General features: G+C 72.6%; 21 protein-coding genes. 9 read left to right on the forward strand and 12 right to left on the reverse strand.

All coding sequences use genetic code 11. The features are described 5' to 3' along the window. Positions 1-395: 395 nt before the first annotated feature. Genes IEZ31_RS44450 through IEZ31_RS44460 form a run of 3 tightly spaced genes read right to left on the reverse strand, consistent with a single transcriptional unit; the run spans position 396 to position 1,867 of the window. Positions 396-1,016: a dihydrofolate reductase family protein gene (locus IEZ31_RS44450; protein ID WP_190256182.1), complete on the reverse strand. Its 621-nt coding sequence runs from the start codon at positions 1,014-1,016 to the stop codon at positions 396-398. After that, positions 1,016-1,522 (reverse strand): SRPBCC family protein, encoded by a 507-nt coding sequence (locus IEZ31_RS44455; RefSeq protein ID WP_190256183.1) that lies wholly within the window; start codon positions 1,520-1,522, stop codon positions 1,016-1,018. Before IEZ31_RS44455 ends, IEZ31_RS44450 begins: the two co-directional genes overlap by 1 nt. Positions 1,523-1,525: 3 nt before the next feature. Next, complete coding sequence (locus tag IEZ31_RS44460) at positions 1,526-1,867, reverse strand: ArsR/SmtB family transcription factor (protein ID WP_190256184.1); 342 nt, start codon at positions 1,865-1,867, stop codon at positions 1,526-1,528. A gap of 195 nt (positions 1,868-2,062) precedes the next feature. On the opposite strand from IEZ31_RS44460, the gene IEZ31_RS44465 reads away from it, so the two are divergent. The 3 genes from IEZ31_RS44465 (at position 2,063) to IEZ31_RS44475 (ending at position 6,737) form a co-directional block, all read left to right on the forward strand. Then, complete coding sequence (locus tag IEZ31_RS44465; protein WP_190256185.1) at positions 2,063-3,157, forward strand: tetratricopeptide repeat protein; 1,095 nt, start codon at positions 2,063-2,065, stop codon at positions 3,155-3,157. Positions 3,158-3,382: 225 nt separating this feature from the next. Then, positions 3,383-4,633, forward strand: a complete 1,251-nt coding sequence (locus tag IEZ31_RS44470) for an FAD-binding oxidoreductase (protein ID WP_190256186.1) — start codon at positions 3,383-3,385, stop codon at positions 4,631-4,633. A gap of 127 nt (positions 4,634-4,760) precedes the next feature. Next, entirely contained in the window at positions 4,761-6,737 is a 1,977-nt protein-coding gene (locus IEZ31_RS44475; protein ID WP_190256187.1) for a histidine kinase, read from the forward strand. Here IEZ31_RS44475 and IEZ31_RS44480 read toward each other — a convergent pair. Continuing rightward, a complete protein-coding gene (locus IEZ31_RS44480; protein WP_229836794.1) occupies positions 6,624-7,217 on the reverse strand; it encodes a response regulator transcription factor in 594 nt (197 codons plus the stop codon). The genes IEZ31_RS44475 and IEZ31_RS44480 overlap by 114 nt on opposite strands. 109 nt (positions 7,218-7,326) lie before the next feature. Between IEZ31_RS44480 and IEZ31_RS44485 the strand changes: the two genes are divergently transcribed. The 5 genes from IEZ31_RS44485 to IEZ31_RS44505 all read left to right on the forward strand — a co-directional run bounded on the left by IEZ31_RS44485 (position 7,327) and on the right by IEZ31_RS44505 (position 11,564). Continuing rightward, positions 7,327-7,896 (forward strand): dihydrofolate reductase family protein, encoded by a 570-nt coding sequence (locus IEZ31_RS44485; RefSeq protein ID WP_190256189.1) that lies wholly within the window; start codon positions 7,327-7,329, stop codon positions 7,894-7,896. A gap of 170 nt (positions 7,897-8,066) precedes the next feature. Further along, on the forward strand, positions 8,067-8,276 hold the full coding sequence (locus IEZ31_RS44490; protein WP_190256190.1) for a hypothetical protein: 210 nt from the start codon (positions 8,067-8,069) through the stop codon (positions 8,274-8,276). Next, positions 8,273-9,754, forward strand: a complete 1,482-nt coding sequence (locus IEZ31_RS44495) for a multicopper oxidase family protein (protein WP_229836796.1) — start codon at positions 8,273-8,275, stop codon at positions 9,752-9,754. Before IEZ31_RS44490 ends, IEZ31_RS44495 begins: the two co-directional genes overlap by 4 nt. Continuing rightward, positions 9,751-10,902, forward strand: a complete 1,152-nt coding sequence (locus IEZ31_RS44500; protein ID WP_190256191.1) for a sensor histidine kinase — start codon at positions 9,751-9,753, stop codon at positions 10,900-10,902. Before IEZ31_RS44495 ends, IEZ31_RS44500 begins: the two co-directional genes overlap by 4 nt. Then, positions 10,899-11,564: a response regulator transcription factor gene (locus tag IEZ31_RS44505; protein WP_190256192.1), complete on the forward strand. Its 666-nt coding sequence runs from the start codon at positions 10,899-10,901 to the stop codon at positions 11,562-11,564. The genes IEZ31_RS44500 and IEZ31_RS44505 overlap by 4 nt, the downstream gene beginning before the upstream one ends. A 97-nt stretch (positions 11,565-11,661) precedes the next feature. On the opposite strand, the gene IEZ31_RS44510 is transcribed toward IEZ31_RS44505, so the two are convergent. The 8 genes from IEZ31_RS44510 to IEZ31_RS44545 form a co-directional block, all read right to left on the reverse strand. Beyond that, the gene (locus IEZ31_RS44510) at positions 11,662-13,839 is read right to left on the reverse strand and encodes a glycoside hydrolase family 31 protein (RefSeq protein WP_190256193.1); all 2,178 of its coding nucleotides are present in this window, start codon (positions 13,837-13,839) and stop codon (positions 11,662-11,664) included. Then, complete coding sequence (locus IEZ31_RS44515) at positions 13,836-14,906, reverse strand: glycoside hydrolase family 15 protein (protein WP_190256194.1); 1,071 nt, start codon at positions 14,904-14,906, stop codon at positions 13,836-13,838. Before IEZ31_RS44515 ends, IEZ31_RS44510 begins: the two co-directional genes overlap by 4 nt. A gap of 32 nt (positions 14,907-14,938) precedes the next feature. Further along, positions 14,939-16,216, reverse strand: a complete 1,278-nt coding sequence (locus IEZ31_RS44520) for an ABC transporter substrate-binding protein (RefSeq protein WP_190256195.1) — start codon at positions 16,214-16,216, stop codon at positions 14,939-14,941. Between the two features lie 36 nt (positions 16,217-16,252). Continuing rightward, the gene (locus IEZ31_RS44525) at positions 16,253-17,056 is read right to left on the reverse strand and encodes a carbohydrate ABC transporter permease (RefSeq protein ID WP_190256196.1); all 804 of its coding nucleotides are present in this window, start codon (positions 17,054-17,056) and stop codon (positions 16,253-16,255) included. Then, positions 17,049-17,930, reverse strand: coding sequence for a carbohydrate ABC transporter permease (locus tag IEZ31_RS44530; RefSeq protein WP_190256197.1), 882 nt, complete (start codon positions 17,928-17,930; stop codon positions 17,049-17,051). The genes IEZ31_RS44525 and IEZ31_RS44530 overlap by 8 nt, the downstream gene beginning before the upstream one ends. Next, a complete protein-coding gene (locus tag IEZ31_RS44535) occupies positions 17,930-19,174 on the reverse strand; it encodes an ROK family transcriptional regulator (RefSeq protein ID WP_190256198.1) in 1,245 nt (414 codons plus the stop codon). The genes IEZ31_RS44530 and IEZ31_RS44535 overlap by 1 nt, the downstream gene beginning before the upstream one ends. A 190-nt stretch (positions 19,175-19,364) precedes the next feature. Beyond that, complete coding sequence (locus IEZ31_RS44540) at positions 19,365-19,556, reverse strand: hypothetical protein (protein WP_190256199.1); 192 nt, start codon at positions 19,554-19,556, stop codon at positions 19,365-19,367. Between the two features lie 74 nt (positions 19,557-19,630). Next, positions 19,631-20,068, reverse strand: coding sequence for an SRPBCC family protein (locus IEZ31_RS44545; RefSeq protein WP_190256200.1), 438 nt, complete (start codon positions 20,066-20,068; stop codon positions 19,631-19,633). A gap of 23 nt (positions 20,069-20,091) precedes the next feature. On the opposite strand from IEZ31_RS44545, the gene IEZ31_RS44550 reads away from it, so the two are divergent. Continuing rightward, positions 20,092-20,712 carry a TetR/AcrR family transcriptional regulator gene (locus IEZ31_RS44550; RefSeq protein WP_190256201.1) on the forward strand — a complete coding sequence of 207 codons (621 nt, stop codon included), beginning with the start codon at positions 20,092-20,094 and terminating at the stop codon, positions 20,710-20,712.

Genomic DNA, 20,712 nt, shown 5'->3' on the forward strand with positions numbered 1-20,712 from the left:
CCAACACACACCGCCGAGCCGCACCGTTTCCGGCGCCACCCACCCGGGGCGTTTTCGTACCGTTCAATCCTAACCCGTCCGCTTTGCGGAGTCAAGTCCGGCTTGCCGCACTTTGTCCCGTTTCACAGACACACAACAACGCTTCCGATAAATCGGAAGGATGTCGTAGGAATCGGCAGGACGTCCGCTGCGGCTCGCTTTCACGACCCGCGGGGTCTCGTCCGTGTCCCTGCCGGGTGTTGAACCTACCCGCTCGATCGTCAGCATCCAAATCGAGGCCGCTGAGTCGATTGAGGCTTCCGGCAAGCCGTCCGCCGCGCCCCTGCGGGCGCCTACTGGCAGCAGTCGGCGACCGCGCTGCTGACCTCGGCGGGGACGCGCTGAGGTCGAGACAGTTACCGCTCCCGGACGGCGTAGGTCAGGTGCGTCACCCTCGGGGAGGACTCCGCGCGGACTTGCTCCAGGGCCACGCGGCCCGCGTCCACGCCCTCGAACAGGCGGACTCCGGAGCCGAACAGCACGGGCGACAGCGCGATCGAGAACTCGTCGATCAGGCCGGCGTTCACGTACTCCAGGATGATCGCGCCGCCGCCCGCGATGCGGACATCCCGGTCGCCGGCGGCCTTGCGGGCCCGGTCGAGCGCGGTCTCGATGCCGTCGTTGACGAAGTGGAAGGTGGTCCCGCCCGGCCGCTCCCAGGGGTCACGCCGCTCGTGCGTCACGACGAAGACCGGCGTGTGGAACGGTGCCTCCTCCGGCCACGCCGGCTCGCCGGCGTCGAACATGCGCTTGCCCATCACGCTCGCGCCGGTGCGCTCGAACGTCTCCCGCGCGATGTCGTTGTCGCGCCCCTCCTCGCCGCCCTCGCCGAACTTCAGGTTCTCCCGGAAGAACCGCAGCGGGAAGATCCACCGCTGCAGCTCCATCCACTGCTGCCCCATCAGCTCCTCGGGGGACTCGGGCGCGATAAACCCGTCCAGCGACATCGACACGCTGAAGAACACCTTCCCGGCCATCAGCCCTCCGCTCCCTTCCGAACGATCTCGGTGACGTAGGCAGCCAGGTTGCTCAGGGTCTGCTGGCCGCCCTCGATCGCGTGGTACTTCTCGACCGCCTCGTCGCGCAGTTCCTTGGTGGGGAACACCGTGCGCATCTCGATCCGGGTCGCCGCCCCGTCGGGTGCGAACGTGAGGACCGACTCGAAGGCGTTCGGGTCGTCGCGGGACTCACCGTGCAGCAGCGCGATCCGCTCCGGCGGGGTGATCTCGATCCAGGTGATCCACTCCTGGTAGTCCGTCCCGTCCGGTCCGTGCATCACGAAGTCCCACTCCCCGCCGACGCGGAACTCGAACGCCCGCGTGGTGGTGGTGAACCCCTCCGGTCCCCACCACCGCGATAGGTGCCGGACCTCGGTGAACGCCTCGAACACCAGCTCCCGCGGGGCGTCGATGCCCCGGGAGATGAGGACCTCGCGGTCGGCCGTCGCGGACCGCGCCGGCGCTCCTCGTCCCGTCGTGCTCATCAGCTACTCCTCCTGCCTTGCCTGCTTCAGCTCCTGCACGTATGCGTCCAGCCGGTCGAAACTCCCGTTCCAGAACCGCTCGAATCCGCCGACCCACTCGTGGACCGGCCGCAGCCCGCGGGCGTCCAGGCCGTAGAGGCGCTGCTTGCCCGCCTTGCGGTCCCGCACCAGCCCGACCTCCCGGAGCACCCGTAGGTGTTTGGACGCCCGCGGCTGGCTCATCCCCAGCTCCCGGGCCAGGTCGGTCACCGGCCGTTCACCCGCCCGCAGCAGCGCCAGGATGTCCCGGCGCTGCGGCTCGGCGATCGCGTTGAACGCGTCCGACGTCGTCGCTGCTCGTGCCATGGCCGCGATCATATGCCTATATCGGAACGCGTCAAGCATCGCCCCCGCCAACCACAGGCCTCCGCCGCAAACACCCGGGCGTGGCGGGTATCCGACAGGCGGCGATCGGCCATGCGGACGCAGCCGCAGGTGGGGACGCCCGGCCCGGCGGCCGGCGGGGCGGGCCCCGTTGACAGCGGTACCGATCATGGCCGGATGCATGACCTGACAAGCGAACGCGGCCGGGCCGTCCGGCTGCGCTCGCGCGCGTGGGACCTGATCGCCGCCGGCCGGTGGGCCGAGGCGCTGACCGATATCGACGAGGCCGTCACGATCCTGCGGGCCAACCCGCCGGTGGACCTGCCGGAGCTCGTCGACCTGCTCAACTACCGCGGCGAGGTGCTGTCCGGCCTGGGCCGGCCGGACGACGGGGTGGCAGCCGCCGAGGAGGCGGTGGCGGCCTCCCGCGAGCTGGCCGCCACCGATCCGGTACCGCTGGCGACGTCCCTGCACAACCTCGGCATCCGGCTCGCGCAGGCAGGCCGCGACGAGGACGCGCTGGCCGTGGCCCTGGAGACGCTGCCCCTGTGGCAGCAGCAGGCGCAGTCCGGCACCCTCGACGACGTGGCGGCCCTGGCCGCCGCCTACCTCAGCGCCGGCAACCGGCTCGCCGCCGTCGGCGAGGAGGCCCGGGCCCTGGCCCCGCTCGGCGAGGCCGTCCGGCTGCGCCGGCTCCTGGTCGAGCACGACCCGGCGTACCTCGGCCCGCTCGCGTACGCGCTGCTCGACCACGCCGGCCAGCTGGCCGAGTGTTCCGGCTGGGTCGAGGCCGCCGACGCCAGCACCGAGGCGGCCACGATCCTGCGCGACCTCGCGGCCGCCGACCGCGGCTACCGCAGCGACGCCGCCCGCGCCCTGAACAACCGGGTCGCCTGCCTGATACAGGTCGGCCGCCGCGCCGAGGCCGTCGAGGCCATCGACGAACTCGCCGCGCTGCGCCGCGAGCTGGCCGCCGACGACCCGGCCCGGCACCTGCCCGACCTGGCGACGACCCTGCGCGGCCTCGCCGCCGAACGGGTCCGCCTCGGCGAGTGGGCCCTCGCCCTCCCCGCGGCCGAGGAGGCCACGGCCGTCCTCGTCGAACTCGTCCGCGACGAGCCCGCCCGGGCCGCCGACCTGTGGGACCTCTCCGACCTCAAGGCCACCATCCTCGACCACCTCGGCCGCACCACCGAGGCCGCCGACCTCCGCGCCCAGCTCCACGGCACCCCCCGCCACCCCGACACGGGCGTCTCCGGCTCCCGGACGTAGGCGAGCCGGACGTAGGCGAGCCGGACGTAGGCGAGCCGGACGTAGGCGAGCCGGACGTAGGCGAGTAGGTCGCGACCCGTCACAGGTCGTGCCCACGGGACTCGGGCCGGGGCTCGGCCTGGACGGCCGGCCCCGGCGCGCGCCGCGGAAGAAGCCGCGGAAGAAGCCGCGGAAGAACTCGTCGAGCCACCGATGAGTTCGGCACGGCCCGTCGGTCCATCCGGTATGACCATTCGGCAGACCCTGCGCCGCATCGCCGGCTCCATCTTCCTGCCCGGCGACAACGGCTACGACGATCACCGCCGGCCGCTCAACCCGGCGCTCGACCCGCACCCCGCCGTCGTGGTCCGGGCCGCCGACCCGGCGGACGTCCGCGAGGCGCTGCTGGGCGCCCGCCACCACGCGCTGCCGTTCGCCGTACAGGCCACCGGCCACGGCACCCACGTGGCCCACGACGGCGCGCTGCTGCTCGACACCAGCGCCATGACACGGGTCCTGGTCGACCCGGACCGCCGGGTCGCCCGCGTCGGCCCCGGCGCCCGGTGGGGAGACGTGCTACGGGCCGCCGCGCCGTTCGGGCTCGCGCCGCTGTCCGGCTCATCGCCCGACGTAGGCGTCATCGGATACACCCTGGGCGGCGGCCTGGGCTGGCTGGCCCGTCGATACGGCCTCGCGGCCGACAGCGTGCTGCGGGCGCAGGTGGTCACCGCCGACGGCACGCTGGAGTCGGCCGACGCCGGCCACAACCCGGACCTGTTCTGGGCGCTGTGTGGTGGCGGCGGCTCCTTCGGTGTCGTCACCGGGCTGGAGTTCCGCCTGTACCCGGTCGAGCGCGTGTATGCGGGCGCGGTCACGTTCGGCCGCGAACGGGCAGCAGCGGCGATCGCCTGCTACCGGGAGTGGATCGAGCGGGTGCCGGACGCCCTCAGCACCGCGGTGGTGCTCACCCGCGACGGCTCGCTCGTGATCCAGGCCGTGTACGCCGGCCGCCCCGAGCAGGGCCACGCGCTGCTGGAACCGCTGTGGCGCGCCGCCGGCCCGGTGGTCGCGGACGGCATGCGGGTCGTCGAGTACGCCCACGCGGCGATGGGCGGCACCTTCCCCCACACGTTCGACCAGGTCCGCACGCTCGACGATGACCTCCTCGCCGCGCTGGTGGCCGAGCCGGACGCCACCGTGGAGCTGCGCCACTGGGGCGGACAGATCGCCCGGGGTACGGGCGCAGCCGCCCACCGCGACGCGCCCCTGTCGGTCGTCCTCGACACGGTCCCGTCGACCCGCGCCGCGGCGGCGCTGCGCCGATGCGGCCTCGGCACCGCCTTCCTCAACTTCCTCCCCGACCCGTCCCGGACCGCGTCGGCGTTCACGGCGCCGCACTGGGCGGCGCTGCGCCGAATCAAGACGGCCTACGACCCGGGCAACATCTTCGCCACGGGCCTCGCCGTGCCGCCCGCTGCCCTGACCACATCCGCGTAGGCACAGCGAAACAACGAAGGGCGGCGACGGCGAGTCGGACCGCGACAACGCCCGTAGCCGGCACGTCCGCGCGGTGCGGTACGCGATGTGGATACCCTCGCCGGACCATCAGCGTGAGGGGGGTACCGTGCGGCCGCGGACATCGGACACGGCGCTGCGACTGGCCCGGCTGGCCGCGGTCGCGCTCAGCCTCGGGTTCGGGTTCGGCGGGTTCGTCGGGATCCTCGACGGTGCCCAGCCGTTCCGGTCGCGCTTGGTCGCGGTGGTGCTGCTCGTCGCGCTGCTCGTCCTGCACCTGCGCAACTGCATCAGACCGGCGGACGGTAGCCGGCCGGCCGGCTGGCGCTGGACGCTGACCATCCAGGTGGCCCTGACCGGTGCCGGCATGGTGTGGTTCGCCGACACCTGGTATGGCAACTCCGGCTTCCTGGCCGCGGCGGTGTTGCTGCTGGTCCGCCGGCCGCTGCTCGCCTGGGCCGGCTTCGGGCTCGTCGTGGTGATGCAGTTCGTCGCCGCCGTTCCGGTGCGGCCCACGGTCGGCGAGGCGCTGTATCTGGCAGTGGGTCACGCGGGGTTCGTCGGCATCGCGTTGTATGCGGTGGCCCGCCTTGCCGACCTGGTCGTCGACCTGCGTGACACCCGGTCGGCGCTGGCCGCGGCCGAGGTCGCCCGGCAGCGGCTCATGTTCGGCCAGCAGCTCAACGAGCGGGTCGGCGCCAGCCTGCGCCGGCTGGTGCAGGGCGGCGAGGCGATGCTGTCACTGCCCGATCCGGCGACCGCGCGGGGGGCTCTCGACGAGGGGCTCGCCGACGCCAGAACGGCACTGAACGAGGCTCGTTCCGTCGCGCACGGCTACCGCGCCGACACCACGGCCGCGGCGCCCCGCCGCGCAGCCGGCGACCTCACCACCTTCACGGTGACGGCGTTGGGTGTCGCGACCGTCGTGCTCATGATCGTCCCGGTCGAGGTCCGGCGGGCGGTGCGGGTCGACCTGCACGGTGCGGAGCTGGCGTGGTTCGTCCTGGCACTGTCCGCGTTCGTCGGCTGCTATCTGCGGGCGTGCGTGCCCGGCCCCGACGGCGCTCGGCACCGCTGGTGGCCCGCGACCCTGGTCGCGCTCGCCGCGCTGTCGGTCGTGCCGCTGTGGGTGTTCGAGTTCTCGCTGTGGCACGTGGCCTACTTCCTGCCCGGCGCCACACTGGTGCTGCTGCGAGGCGCGTGGCGCTGGGCGGCCACGGTGCCGCTGGTGTGCCTGGACACCGTGCTGTATGGCTGGGGCGCGCACCTGGGCGCGCCGACCGTGCTCGGCCAGGTCTACGAAGCGGTGTGGGTGGGAGAGCGCGCCTTGCTGGTGTACGCGCTCTCCCGCATGGCACAGCTGGCGGTGCGGCTGGTCGCCGCCCGGGTGGAGCTGGCGCGCGCCGCGGTGGTGCGTGACCGGCTGCGGTTCGCTCAGGACCTGCACGATCTGTTCGGCTACAGCCTGTCGGTGCTCGTGCTCAAGAGTGAGCTGGCAATGCGGCTGCTCGACCGGGACACGATGCGGGCGCGGCGGGAACTGGCCGCGGGCGTCGAGGTGGCTCGGGAGGCGCTGACTGACCTGGAGTCGGTCGCCGTGGGCTACCGGGCGATGTCCGTCGCAGCCGAGGCGGACGCCGTGCGGACGGTGCTCACCGCAGCCGGGGTGACGGTCAGCGGCACCGTCGCGCCGGTGGCCCTGGAGGCGGAGGCCGACATGCTGCTCGCGACCGTACTGCGGGAGGGGGTCACCAACCTGCTGCGGCACAGCCGCGCGCAACGGTGTGAGCTGACCGTGGAGGTCACCGGACCGGCGGTGCGGCTGTGCCTCACCAACGACGGTGTCACCGCCTCCGGCAGCGACCTGCCGGGCATGGGCATCGACAACCTCACCCGCCGGCTCCGGAAGCTGGGCGGACAGCTCAGCGCAGCGCCCGTCGACGACGGTTTCCGGCTCGTCGCCACCGTGCCGTTACAGCCAGCCCTGCTCGGTGGCGATCCGGATGGCGTCGACCCGGTTGCGCGCGTCGAGCCGCGTCATGGCCGACGAGAGGTAGTTGCGCACCGTTCCGACACTCAGGAATAGCGTCGCGGCGATTTCGTCAGGCCCCGCTCCGGTGGCAGCCAGCCGCAGCACGTCGACCTCCCTGGCGGGCAGCGGGTTGTCCGGGGTCTCCAACGCCGCCAGGGCGATTTGCGGGTCGATCACACGTTCCCCGGCGGCGACCTTCCGGATGCCGTCGATGAGGGCCTGCGGCGGCGAGTGCTTGAGCATGAACCCGGCCACACCGACCGCGAGCGCTCGGCGCAGGTGACCGGGGCGAGTGAGGCCGGTGAGGATCACCGTCCGGCACTCGGGCACCTGATCGCGAAGATGCTCGGCCACGGTCAGGCCGTCCATGCCGGGCAGATCGATGTCGAGCAGCGCGACGTCCGGCTTCGACCGCGTGACGGCGGCGACGGTGTCGTCGCCTCGCTCGACGGCGGCGACCACAGCCACATCGTCTTCCAGCTCGAGGACCGCCGTCAACGTCTCGCGAAGCAGGCGGACATCTTCCGCGATCATCACTCGGATCATGTGCATTCCTCACGTGGAACCGCTGTGCGCTGCACTACCGGCCGGATCGCCGAGTTGGAAATCTAACCACACCGAGCCGATCGAAAGGGAGCCACACGTGCGCAAGGTCATCGCATCCACGTACACCACACTGGACGGATTCATCGACAATCCACACCTGTGGTCGATGCAGTACAACAGCCCGGACGCCATGAAATACGCGCTGGAGCTCACCCTCGGATGCGACGCCCTCCTGCTGGGCCGCGTCACCTACCAAGGCATGGCCGAGGCGTGGCCCAACATGGGCGGCAACCCCTACGCCGACCACGTCAACAGCATCACCAAGTACGCGGTGTCGTCCACCCTCGACAAGCCGGCCGACTGGAACAACTCCACCATCATCCCGGCCGACGAACTGGTCGCCACGGTGACCGAGCTGAAGTCCCGGCCCGGCAAAGACATCCTGATCTGGGGCTGCGGCCGGCTCACCGACGACCTCGTCGCGCATGGCCTGCTCGACGAGTACCGCATCTGGGTCTACCCGGTCCTCAAGGGTGACGGCCAGCCCCTGTTCCGGCCCGAGAGCGCCGGCCCGGTCGAGCACGTCGAGACGACCACCTTCACGTCCGGGGTCATCGTGCTGACCTACCGGTCAGCGTCCACGTCGGGGACGGTCGGCGAGGAATAGCACCGCGGGACCGGCCCGCGGAGCGTCACACACGAACCGCGGGCCGTCCGCGCCGGGCGGTACTCCCGGCGGTGTACCCGGATCGGCGACCCGCGGAGTACGCCCCGGCCGGCCGGCGTCCATACGGTCACCGCTGAACCTGTCGCCAGGCACGGAGAAGGGGTACGACGATGACCGTCAAAGGGTGGTTCGGTGCGGCGCTCATGTTCGCCGGGGCGGCCTTCGCGCTGGGCTTCTTCTTCGTCCCACCGCAGGTGCTGATCCCGGAGCTGACCCGCGACCCGCAGCTGCGCCTCTTCCCCGAAGGCATCGTCGGCATGTGGGCCGCCGCCGTCGGGCTGGCGCTGCTGATCGGTGACCTGCGCCGGACCCGGCGGTGAGGCGGCGCACCCTGCTCCGTCGCGCCGGTACGGTCGCCGCGGCCGTGCTGGCACCGGCCGTTGGCGTCGGTGGCTGGCTGTATGTAAGCGCCGGGCGGGGCAACGTCGGCGAGCTGAGCTTCCGGAACCGGCTGCGCATCCCGCCGCTGCTGCCTCCGCGGGTCGACGGCCGGCGGCTGCGGTTCCGGCTCACCGCTGGGCCGGGCCTCGCCGACCTGCTGCCCGGCCGGCGTACACCCGCGTGGGGCTACAACGGTGCCTATCTCGGCCCGACGCTCCGGGCCCGCCGCGGCGACACCGTCGTGATCGACGTGGAGAACAGGCTTCCGGTCGCGACCTCGACGCACTGGCACGGCATGCGGCTGCCCGCAATCATGGACGGCGGACCGCACCAGCCGATCGCTCCGGGCGCCACCTGGTCGCCGACCTGGACGATCGACCAGCCGCCCGGCACCCTGTGGTACCACCCGCACCTGCACGGCAGCACGGCCGAACACGTCTACCGGGGGCTGGCCGGGCTGTTCCTCGTCGTGGATGACGACCGGCTGCCCAGCGAGTACGGCGTCGACGACGTGCCGGTGGTCCTGCAGGACAAGAAGTTCCACGACGACGCGGCGTTCGACACCAATGGCCTGACCTTCGGCGGGCTGAGCATCACCGGCCTGCTCGGCGATACGATCCTGGTCAACGGCACGTACGACCCGTTCGTCGAGGTGACCCGCACGCTGACCCGGTTCCGGCTGCTCAACGCCTCCAACGCCCGCGTGTACGACGTGGGCTTCGCCGACAACCGGCCGATGTCGGTGGTGGCGACCGACGCCGGCCTGCTGCCGGCGCCGGTGCCGGCGACCCGGATCATGCTCTCACCCGGTGAGCGGGCCGAGGTCGTGGTCGGGTTCACCGCCGGCGAACGGGTGGTGCTGCGCAGCCATCCGCCGGCACTGCACGCCAATCCGGTGTACGAGCGCTTCGCCGGCGGCGACGACACCTTCGACCTGCTGCAGGTACGCGCCGCGGCGCGGCTGGAGCCGGCACCGCCGCTGCCGGACACGCTGGCCGCGGAGGACGCCGCCCGGCCCGGCCCGAACGCCACGGCGCGCACGTTCGTTTTGGGCGATTTCACGATCAACGGCGTTACCATGGACCATGTCCGCATCGATCAGATCGTCCGCCCCGGCGCGGTCGAGGTCTGGGCGGTCACCAATGCCGGAGGGTTCCCGAGCAACGGCGTGCCGCACAACTTCCACATCCACGGCGTCGACTTCGCGGTCCTCGACGTGGCCGGCGCCCGGCCGCCGGCGCACCTGCGCGGACCGAAGGACACCGTGTTCGTGCCGCCCCGCACGACGGTCCGGCTGGCGGTGCGGTTCGCCGGGTACTCCGACCCCCACCACCCGTACATGTACCACTGCCATTTCCTGGCCCACGAGGACGCCGGGATGATGGGGCAGTTCCTGGTCGCGTCGGAGCGGACGTGACGAGCCGGGTCAGGGTCGCGGTGATCGACGTCGGGCTGGCGCTCGGGGTGGCCACGATGGTGGCGGCGCTGGCCGTGCGGGCCGACGAGCCGCAGTCCCGCGCGCCCGACGTCGCGGGCTACGTCCTGGCCGCCGTCGTCGGGGCGGCGCTGGTGGTACGCCGACGCCGGCCGGTGGCCGTGCTGGTCGGCCTGGCCACCGCGGTGCTGGTCTACAACGCCTATGGCTTCCCCGGCATCGGCTTTCTCTGGCCGCTGATCGTGGCGCTGTACACCGCCGCCGCGGCCGGACGGTTGGCGGTCGCCCTCGCGGTCGTGGCAGGCATGCTCACCGTGGACGCGACCTGGCTGCTGTTCGCCGTGCACCACCCGCCGCTGCAGGTGACCACGATGATCGTCACCGACGCGACCGTCGCCGGTCTGGCGGTCGCGCTCGGTGACGCCGTGCGCAGTCGGCGTGGCTGGGCCGCCGAAACTCGCGAGCGGCTGCGCCGGATGGGTGAGGACAAGGAGCGCGAGGCGCAGCGGGCGCTCGTCGACGAGCGGCTACGGATCGCCCGCGAGCTGCACGACGTCACGGCGCACACGCTCACCGTCGCTGCGGTGCAGGTCAACGTCGCCGCCGACGCGTTGATCTCCGCACCGGCCGAGGCGCACGCGGCGCTGGACATCGCGCGGCAGGTCAACGATCAGGCCCTGCGCGAGCTGACCGCGGCGGTACGGGTGCTGCGCGCCGGCGACGTGCCGACCGGCTGGGCGCCGCTGCCGGGCCTGGCGCAGCTCGACCGGCTCGTCGCCGGCGTCCGCACCGGCGGGCTGGAGGTGGAGCTGGTCGCCGGCGGGGACGCGACGCACGTCCCGGCCGCGGTCGGCCTCACCGTCTACCGGGTGGTGCAGGAGGCGCTGACCAATGTGGTCAAGCACGCCGCGGCCACACACGTACGGATCGCGCTGCGGTACGCCCCGGACGGCGTCACCGTGTGCGTCGCCGACGACGGCCGCGGTCCGGTGCCGGGCGGGGAGCCCGGCCACGGACTCATCGGGCTGCGCGAGCGGGTGGCCGGGCTGGACGGGCGCTTCACCGCAGCCGCGGCGCAGCGCGGCTTCCGCGTGCAGGCCTGGATCCCGAACGGAACGAGCAGCACATGATTCGCGTCCTGCTCGCCGACGACCAGCAGCTGGTGCGGGCCGGCTTCCGCAGCCTGCTCGATCGGACCGCCGACATCGAGGTCGTCGCCGAGGCCGGTGACGGGCTGGCGGCGGTCGACCTGGCCCGCAGCGTCCGGCCCGACCTGGTGCTCATGGACATCCGGATGCCGGGGATCGACGGTCTGGACGCCACCCGCCGCATCCTCGCCGCGCCGGGCGCCGAGCGGGTGCGGGTCATCATCCTCACCACGTTCGAGCTCGACGAGTACATCTTCGCGGCGCTGCGGGCCGGGGCCAGCGGCTTCCTCGCCAAGACGGCGCCGCCCGCGGACCTGCGCCGGGCGATCCGTGTCGCGGCCGCCGGAGAGGCGCTGCTCACGCCTGGCGTGACGAAACGGGTGATCGCGCACTTCGCCTGCCCGGACGGCTCGGCCGCCCTGGACGCGTCTGCGCTGGCGGTGCTGACCGAGCGGGAACGGGAGGTGACGGCGGCGGTGGCGGCTGGGCTGAGCAACCAGGAGATCGCCGAGCGGTTGTTCATGAGCCCGCTGACCGCCAAGACCCACGTCAGCCGCATCATGACCAAACTGGGCCTGCGCGACCGGGCGCAGATCGTCGTCGTCGCCTACGAGACCGGCCTGGTCCGGCCGGGTGAGGGCTGACACCCGGACGACGACGCGGTCAAGCCCGCGGCCGTCAGGATGAACATGACGCCCCCACCCGGGCCGGTTGACGCCCGGTGCGACTTTCCCCCGGAGGTCAGCCGGCGGTGAACAGGTCGCGGTGGCGATCCGCCGACTCCAGGCGGCACCAGACCGGGATCTCGCCGACCGGGGCCGGGACCTCCACCACGCGGCCGCCGTCCAGTTCCTCGTGCGTGCGCAGGTCCAGCCAGCGACCGTGCGGCAGGTAGGCCGATCGGGCCGTGGCACCCTCCGCGACCACCGGCGCGACCAGCAGGTCGTCGCCGAGCAGGTAGTCGTACGGGTGCTGCCAGGCGCCGGGGTCGTCCGGCGCGATCAGGCACACCGACCGCAGCATGGGCCAGCCGGTCTCGACCGCCCGGGCCGCCGAGGAGGCGAGGTACGGCACCAGCCGCTCGCGCAGGTGGGCGTACCGGCGGAACACCGGCAGCACCGCGGGGTCGCCGGTCTGCGCGGCGATGTTCCACGGGGTGCGGTCGCGCGACGGGCTGCGGTGGTGGTTGTACTCCGAGTGGTACTGCATGATCGGCAGGAACGCCGACATCGCCGTGGCCCGCAGGTACAGCTCGGCGGAGGGGACCGGCCCGGAGAACCCGGCCAGGTCCCAGCCCCAGTAGACGATCCCGCACGCCGCCGCGGTGAGGCCGGCCCGCAGCGAGGACCGCATCGCCTCCCACGTGGAGTCCTCGTCGCCGGCCCAGAACACGCCGTGCGCCTGCGAGCCGGTGAAGCCCGCCCGGCTGAACGTGACCGGCGCCTTGCCGCAGGAGCGCAGCAGGTCACCGTACGCCGCGGCGTAGTGCACCGGGAAGCGGTTGTTGCCGGTGGCGCCGACCGAGCCGTCGGCGTAGCGCAGGTCGTGGCCCCACGCGTGTTCGCCGCCGTCGGTCTTGAACCCGTCAATGCCGACGTCCTCCACGAGGTACCGTCGCTTCGCCAGCCACCAGTCGCGCGCCTCGGCGCCGGTGAGGTCCGGCATGAGCGCGGTCGGGAACCACCAGCCACGGTTGCGGTACGGCCGGCCGTCGTCCTCGCGCACCCCGTAGCCGCGGGCCACCATGGTGGCGGCGTCGGCGGCGGCCTGGCCGGTCGGGTTGGGGCGCATCTTGTGCAGCGGAATCTGCCACAGCACGACCTTGACGCCGTCGGCGTGCAGGTCGTCGACCATGCCCTTCGGGTCCGGCCAGGCGCCGTCCGGCGGGAAGGTGAAGTCGGCCAGGCGGTGCGGGCGGCCGTCGTCGTGGACCTCGTACCGCGCGTCGCGGAACGCCACGAACGTCGACTCGTCGCTCCACGCCTCGACGACCACGACCCCGACCGGGATGTCGTGCTTGCGGTGCAGCGCCAGCTCGGTGCTCACCCGCTCCTGGGTGTTCCACTCGTTGCCGCTGGCCCACAGCCGGAACACCCAGTCGGGCAGCGGCTGCGGCCGGCCGACCTCGCCGAGCCACCGGTGCAGGATCTCGCCGGGGGTGCCGTCGTAGAAGCGGACGTCCAGGCGCCCGCCCACCACGTCGGCCTCGACCCACAGGTCCGCGCCGGCGTCGAACCAGGTCCGCTCGGCGGTGTCGACGTGGAACGCCCACCCGGAACCGCCGAGGACGTGCGCGAACGGCATCGGCAGGTAGGTGCGCCCGGCGGCGCCCTGGCCCTTGTACTGCTCGAAGACCGTCGCGTCGAGCGCGTGCCCGCGCTGGTCGAGCCGGTCGAAGCGCTCCCCGAACCCGACCAGGTGCTCGCCGCCGGTCAGCCGCAGCGCGAACCGCACCTTGTGGACCCCTTCGGGGCCGACGAGCCACGAGGTGCTGTCCGGCACGAGGCGGCTCGTTCCGTGGGTAGTGAGCGTGCCCCCGGCCGGCGACCAGGCGGCACCGCCCACCTCGAACCACCGGGTGCGGCGGGTGCGGGCGCCGTCGGTGGCGACGAACCGGTACCGGACCGCCCGGCCGGCGGGCAGCGGCGGGCTGTCGGCGGCCCAGCGGACGCTGCGGCCCCGCCGCCCGGCGGCGGCCGTGGCGAGGTGCCCCTCGGCCCCGGCCGTCGGCCCCGTCGGCGCGCCCTCGCGGTGCAGGTCGAACCCGCCGAGGTCCCACTCGCAGCGCACCGAGGTGACGGACTCGGCCGCGGCGACGCCCAGGTTCACCGGCTCGCCCGCGAGGGGCCGCACCGGCAGGCGCTGGTCGATGGACGGCTGGTAGACGTGGCCGGAGCCGAAAGGCCGGTGCCGGATCACAGGGTGACCTCCAGTTCGGCGGCGAGGGACAGGAACGCGCCGTGCGACCACAGCAGCGGGGTCGCGACCGGACCCCACCGGTCGAGCCACTCCCGGCGGTGCTCCGGGTGCAGCAGCCGGTCGCTGACCTGCTCCGGCAGGTCGCCGTTGGCCGCGGCGGTGCCGGCGATCCAGGCGAGCTGGCGGCCGGCGTCGCCGGGCCGGCCGAGCCGGAGGTACGCCTGCCCGAGCAGCCCGGCCAGGACCGGCCACCGCCCGCCGCCGTAGAACACGTCGGCCCGGAACCGGTGCACGCCGCCGTCGTCGAGCAGGTCGCGCTCCACGGCGGCGACCGTGCGCGCCGCCGTGGCGTCGTCCACGACCCGCAACGGCGCGACGGCGGCGAGGAGGCTGCCGTCGACGGCGTCGGAGCCGAGCCACTTGCGCAGCCGCCCGTCGACGCTGCCCTCCCCGGCGATGACCGCGGCGATCTCGCCGGCGGCGGACAGCGCCGCGCCGGCGTCGCCGTCGCCGAGCAGCCCGGTGCGCGTGGCCGCGCGCAGCCCGGCCTCGACCGACGCGAGCGTGGCGACGTGCACCCGTTCGGCGTGCTCCTCCCACCAGTCGTAGCAGGGCAGCCGCCACGCGGCGCAGAGGTAGCGCACCGTGAGGGCGACCGCCGCCGCGAACGCGCGGTCGGAGGTTCCGGCGAGGTGCCGCTCCAGCGCCCACAGCCAGGTGCCGTAGCCGTCGAGCTGGAAGTCCCACCAGGACTCCGACCCGTCCTCGCCGTCGAGGGTGTAGCGGGTGGGCAGGAAACGCGCCTGGTCGACCTCCTCACCGGCGGCGAGCGCCGCGACGACCGCCTCGATCCGCCCCGCGCGCTCGCCGATGACCCGGGCCATCCACTCGTGGAAGGCCCGCGGCCCGTCGACGATGCCGTGCGCCCGCAGACCGTCGGCGACGAACGCGCCGTCGCGCAGCCACGCGTAGCCGTACACGGGGAAGTTCGAACAGGCGGGGTAGGCGCCGCTCGGCGCCTGCTCGCGGTTGATCACCTTGATGCTGTGCTCGACCAGGTCGCGCATGTGCTGTCCCTTACGCTGCTAGAGGAGGGTCGTCAGAGCAGGGCCGTGACCTGCTTGGCCGCGTCGTCGAGGGTCTTCTGCAGGTCCGCGCCGCCGGCCGCCTTGGTCAGCGCGTCGTTGACGATGTCCTGCATCTGCTGTTCCTTGGCGATGACCGGCAGCAGCGACTGCTTGCCCAGCGCGTCCATGACCGCCTTACGGTTCGACGGCGGCGTCTTGTCGAGGTAGCCGGACAGCTTCGAGGCGTCGGCGAGCGGCGGCAGCTCCCACGACGAGTTGATCCGCGCGGTGACGGTCTGCTCGGACGTGGTGAGGAAGTTCAGCCAGCGGAACGCGGCGTCCTGGTGGCTGCTCTTCGCCGACACCGCGACGCCGTTCTGGAACACGGCGCTGGCCTTCTGCGCGTCGCCGGGCTCGACCACCACGTCCCAGCCGAACGGCACGCTCTTGAGCGTGTCGAACTGCCAGTTCCCGTTGTGCCACATCGCGAGCTTGCCGGCCTTGAACAGATTGGTGTCGAAGTCCGGGGTGTTGCCGATCTCGGTCAGCGTCGGCATCGTCGCGCCGGGCTTGCCGATGAGCCATTTCGCCGCCGCGACGCCCTGCGGGCTGTTGAACGTGGCCGACTTGCCGTCGGCGCTGAGGAACGTGCCGCCGGCCTGGTTCACGGACTTGTAGAACTCGTAGAAGCTGACCGGCTGGTAGTCGCCGTAGACGCCCTTGGCCTTGTCGGTGAGCTTCTGCGCGGCGGCCGTCTCGTCCGACCACTTCCAGTCGGCCGTCGGGTAGGCCACGCCGGCGGCGTCGAACAGCGCCTTGTTGTAGATGAGCACGACGGTCGAGAAGGACTCGGGGAGCCCGTACTGCTTGCCGCCGTGCTTGAACGCGTCGAGCGCGGCCGGCGAGAGCACCGACGGCTGCCACGTCTTGTCGTTGGCGGCCGGGCCGGCGAGGTCGGCGAGGGAGCCGGCCTGGGCGTAGGTGACGAAGTTCTGGTAGTCCAGCTCGAAGGCGTCGGGCGCGGTGCCGCCGGCGATCGAGGTCTGCAGCTGGGTGAAGTAGTCCTTGTACGGCGCGGTCTGCACGGAGACCTTGACGTCGGGGTTGGCCTTCTCGAACGCGGCGACGATGCCGTTGAGGTCGTCGAGGTGGTCCGGCGCCGCGGAGAACGTCAGGTAGCGGACCGTGGTGACGCCGCCCTCGGAGGTGTCCTTCGTGGCGGAGCCCTTCGAGCATCCGGCGAGGGCGAGCGCGGCGACGGCGATCAGGGCGGCGGCCCGGTGTAACCGGAGCCGGGGTCGAGCGGACATGCGGGTCCTCACAATCGGGGGTGTGCGGGTGTCTGGTTACTTGAGACCGGCCTGGGCGACGCTCTGCACGATGTGCTGCTGCGCCACGGCGTAGAGGGCGAGGATGGGAACGATGCTCACCACCGAGCCGGCCATGATGGCGTTCCACTGGACGGTGTATTCGCCGCTGAGGCTGGCCAGGCCCAGCGGCAGGGTCATGAACTCGCGGGAGCGGATGACGACGAGCGGCCACAGGAACGCGTTCCAGCTGGACATGAACGCGAACAGGCCGTAGGTCACCAGGGCGGGGCGGATCAGCGGCAGCGTGATCCGCAGGAAGATGCGGATGTGCCCGGCCCCGTCGACGAACGCCGCCTCGTCGAGCTCCCTGGGCAGCACGGCGACGGACTGGCGCAGCAGGAACACGCCGAACGCGGAGGCGATCGTCGGGACGATGAGCGAGGCGTACGTGTCAACCAGGTCGAACGCGCGGACCTCGATGAACAGCGGCACGACGAGCACCTGCATGGGGATCATCAGCGTCGCGAGGTACGCGACGAAGACGACGTTCTTGCCGGGGAAGTCGAGCCGCGCGAAGGCATAGGCCGCCGTGGAGCTGGTGATGAGCAGCAGCGCAGTGGAGACCACGGCCAGCACGAGGCTGTTCACCGTGATCCGCCAGAAGGGCAGAACCTCGAAGAGTTTGCGGTACCCGTCGAGGCCGGCCTCCTCGGGGATGAGGCGGGGCGTGGTGAGCACGTCCCCGCCGGCGGTGATCGAGGTGACGAAGGTCCAGACGAACGGGAAGATCATGAGCAGTGCGCCGACGGCGAGCACCGCGGCGAGCAGGCGCCTAGACATAGGTCACCCACCGGCGCTGCAGGCGCTGCTGGACGACGGTGACCACCAGGATCAGCGCGAACAGCAGCAGGCTCAGGGCCGACGCGCCGCCGGCGTCGCCGTAGCGGAACGTCAGGTCGTAGATCTGCTGGACCAGCGGCCGGGAGGCGCCGGCCGGCCCGCCGCCGGTCATGACGTAGATCTGGTCGAAGACCTGGAATCCGCTGATCAGCGAGATCACCACCACGAAGTAGCTCGACGGGGTCAGCAGCGGGAACGTGACGCGCCAGAAGGTCTGCCACGCCGACGCGCCGTCGAGGCGGGCGGCCTCGAGGTACTCCTCCGGGATGCTCTGCAGGCCGGCCAGCAGGATGACCATGACGAACCCGGCGTCCTTCCACACCGACGCGACGACCGCGGACGGGATCGCCCAGCCCGCCGACGCCCACCAGCCCGGCCCGGGGATACCGACGGCCTCCAGGGCGTGGTTGACCAGGCCGTTGGCCGGGTTCAGCAGCCACTTCCAGGTCAGCGCGACGACGACCCAGCTGGTGACGACCGGCAGGAAGTACATCGAGCGCACCAGGTTGCGCCCGGGGAACCGGCGGTTGAGCCCGACGGCGAGCGCCAGGCCCAGCACGTAGGCCAGGGGCAGGTACAGGCCCAGGAAGTACAGCGTGTGCAGCAGCGCGTCGCGGGTGGCGGCGTCGCCGAGCAGCCGGGCGTAGTTGTCCAGGCCGGTCCACCGCATCGGCGACTGCAGGTTCCAGTCGTGCAGGCTGATCCACGCCGCGCCGAGCATCGGCGCGATCGTGAACAGCAGCAGCGGGACGGCGCTCGGCAGCAGGAACAGCGCGACGACGGCGGCCTTGCGCACCCCCCGCGGGCCGACCATCACTCCACCGTCCCGTCGGCGCCGTCGGAGCCGTGCAGCCGGGCGACGACGAGGTTCGCCTGTTCGCCGCCGAACCCGTCGAGGTCGAACGGCGCGGCGAGCACCAGCGCCGCCGCGCCCTGCGCCCAGCTGCTGTCGTCCCAGTTGTGCACCACCACGTCGATCCCGTCGCCGCCGCGGACCTGGCGGCGGGCGAACTCGGCGCGGAACGTCGCGTCCCAGTGGATCCAGTGCGCGACCCCCTCGCCGGCGAGGACGATCCGCACCGGGTCGAGCATGTTCGCGGCGCCGGCGACCGCCCGGCCGAGCAGCCGCCCGGCGTCGGCGAAGATCTCGACGGCGTGCCCGTCACCGCGATCGGCGGCCGCGACGAGCGCGGCGAACCCCTGGCGCGGGCCGATCACGCCACCAGCGCGGGCGATGCGCTCCAGCGCCGGCTCGCCGAGCGACGCCTCCAGGCAGCCGTGCCGGCCGCACTGGCACGGCGGCCCCTGGTCGTCCATCGGCACGTGCCCGAACTCGCCGGCGCCGCCCTTGCCGCCCCGGTACACCGAGCGGTCGGCGACGATGCTCAGGCCGATGCCGCGGCCGATGGTCAGCACGAGGAAGTCGTCCGCCTCGCGGCCGTGGCCGTAGAGCACCTCGGCGACGGCGAGGGCGTTGACGTCGTTCTCCACCACGACCGGCAGCCCGAGCGCACCGCGCAGGTGCCGGCCGACCGGCAGCCGGCGCCACTGCAGCACGTCGGCGTCGACGATGCCCTTGTCGGGCCGCGGCACGACGCCCGGCACCGCCACGCCGACGCCGAGGAGCTTGGGCAGCCCGGGGTCGAGGTGCGTGTGGGGCGCCAACTCGGCGGCGAGCCTGGCGAGTGCGTCGGGGGCCATCGCGTCGAACGCCAGGGTGGTGCTGCTGAGCATCTGCCCGTCGAGCCGGACGTTGACGATCACGAGGTGGTCGGCCGCGACCTTGACCCCGAGCGCCCGGCCGGCCTCGCCCACGAGGCCGATGAGCGACCCGGGCCGCCCACCGCTGGACGGCGCCTGCGCGACCTCCTCGACCATCCGCTGCTCGAGCAGCCGGCGCATGATCTGTGACACAGCGGCGGGGCTGAGCCCGAGCTCACGCGCGATGTCCGCGCGGGACATCGGCCCGCGGCTCCCGAGGAGCGCGAGCACCGCCGACCGGGAGAGATCTCGCCCGGCCCCATGCTTCGCTAACGGCACTTCGTCCACCCACTTCATTAAGTTGCGATACAAAGTCGCACGTGGGTCCGCCAAGGTCAAGGACACAGTTCGGTAACCGCCCGGAAGTGCCGTGGCCACGGGCCGGCGCCACGGGTCGCGGGATCCCGAGGACGCTCACAGGTGGGAGCGGGTGCACTGCCGCCTCCCCGGGAGGCGGCCGTGCCCACGCCTGCCGGGCCCGAGGGGTTCAGAAGGTGTACGGCGTGTCGTAGGCCGGCAGCAGCACCGTCGAGCGCGGCGACGCCGAGCGGATCGCGGCGAGCATCGTTTCGAGCCGGGGCTTGTCGGCCGGCGCGACCGGTGGCGGGTTGCGCAGCGCCGTCTCGAAGTTGTCCCAGTGGACCGGCACCACGACCTTCGGCCGGCCCGGCCCCGCCACCGAGCCGCATCCTCGGCACCCGCGACCCCTGGTCCGTCGTGTACGACGAACCGTGACGCGCACCACGTCGTCCGTCAGGGCCGGCTGTCCCGCGCTCCCTGCGCCGCCGAGCGGAATCCGAGGTTCTCCGTGACGATGGCGCGTCGCAGTACCCGGCCGAACAGGAGCCCGAACAGGCCCGCACCACGGCCGTGGATCTCCAGGCCCAGGGTGTTGCGGCACCTGTCGTCCCCGGTGGGCTCGACGAGGTGGGATCCGGTCATGGTCAGTCCCATGCGCCGGGTCTGCCATGCGAACTCCCGGCCCTCCACCAGGCGGGTGACGGTCCATACCGCCGCCGACTGCGCCGGCTGCTTGATCCTGGCCCGGCTGCCGAGCCGCAACGGCCCGTCGTCGAGCCGGACCACGGAGGTCATGGTGGGCGTCGCGTCGGGCCAGCGCTCGACGTCGACGGTGAGTGCCCAGACGACGCCGGCCGGCGCGTCGATGGTGATGGTGTTCTCCCATTGCATGAGCGCAATGTACCATCTGGTACATGGAAGACAACCGCAGCTACCGGGCCATGCTGGACCGGGTGCTCGCCTACGCCGCCACGGAAGGGCTGACCGGCAGGAGCCTGCGCGAGATCGCCGCCGGGCTGGGCACCAGCCACCGGATGCTGATCTACCACTTCGGGTCGCGTGACGGCGTCCTCGCGGCGGTCGTGAACCAGATCGAACAGCAGCAGCGCGACCTGCTCGCCTCGCTCACCGCACAGGTCCGGGCGGCCGGCACCGGACCCGGTGGCGTCACGGGCGCCGACCTGATGCTCACGTTGTGGGCACAGGTCGCCGACCCACGGCTACGGCCGCACGTGCGACTGTTCTACGAGGTCGTCGGGGTGGCCGTGCACGGCGCCCCGGGCACCGAGCGCTTCTTCGACGGCCTGACGGAGCCGTGGCTGCGCCAGGCCGAGGCCACGGCCGGCGACCTGAGCCTGGACGTCGACCGGGCCGCACTCCGGCTCGCCGTGGCGGTCAGCCGGGGCCTGCTGCTGGAGCTGGTGGCCGGCGCGGACCCCGACGAGGTGGACGCCTCGTACCGGCTGTTCGTCGAGATGTGGCAGCAGACCGGCGACCGGCGCCGTCGCGGGCCGCATGCGTACGTGGATCAGTGA

This window comes from Dactylosporangium sucinum, from assembly GCF_014647515.1.
In the GTDB taxonomy this organism is placed as follows: Bacteria; Actinomycetota; Actinomycetes; order Mycobacteriales; family Micromonosporaceae; genus Dactylosporangium; species Dactylosporangium sucinum.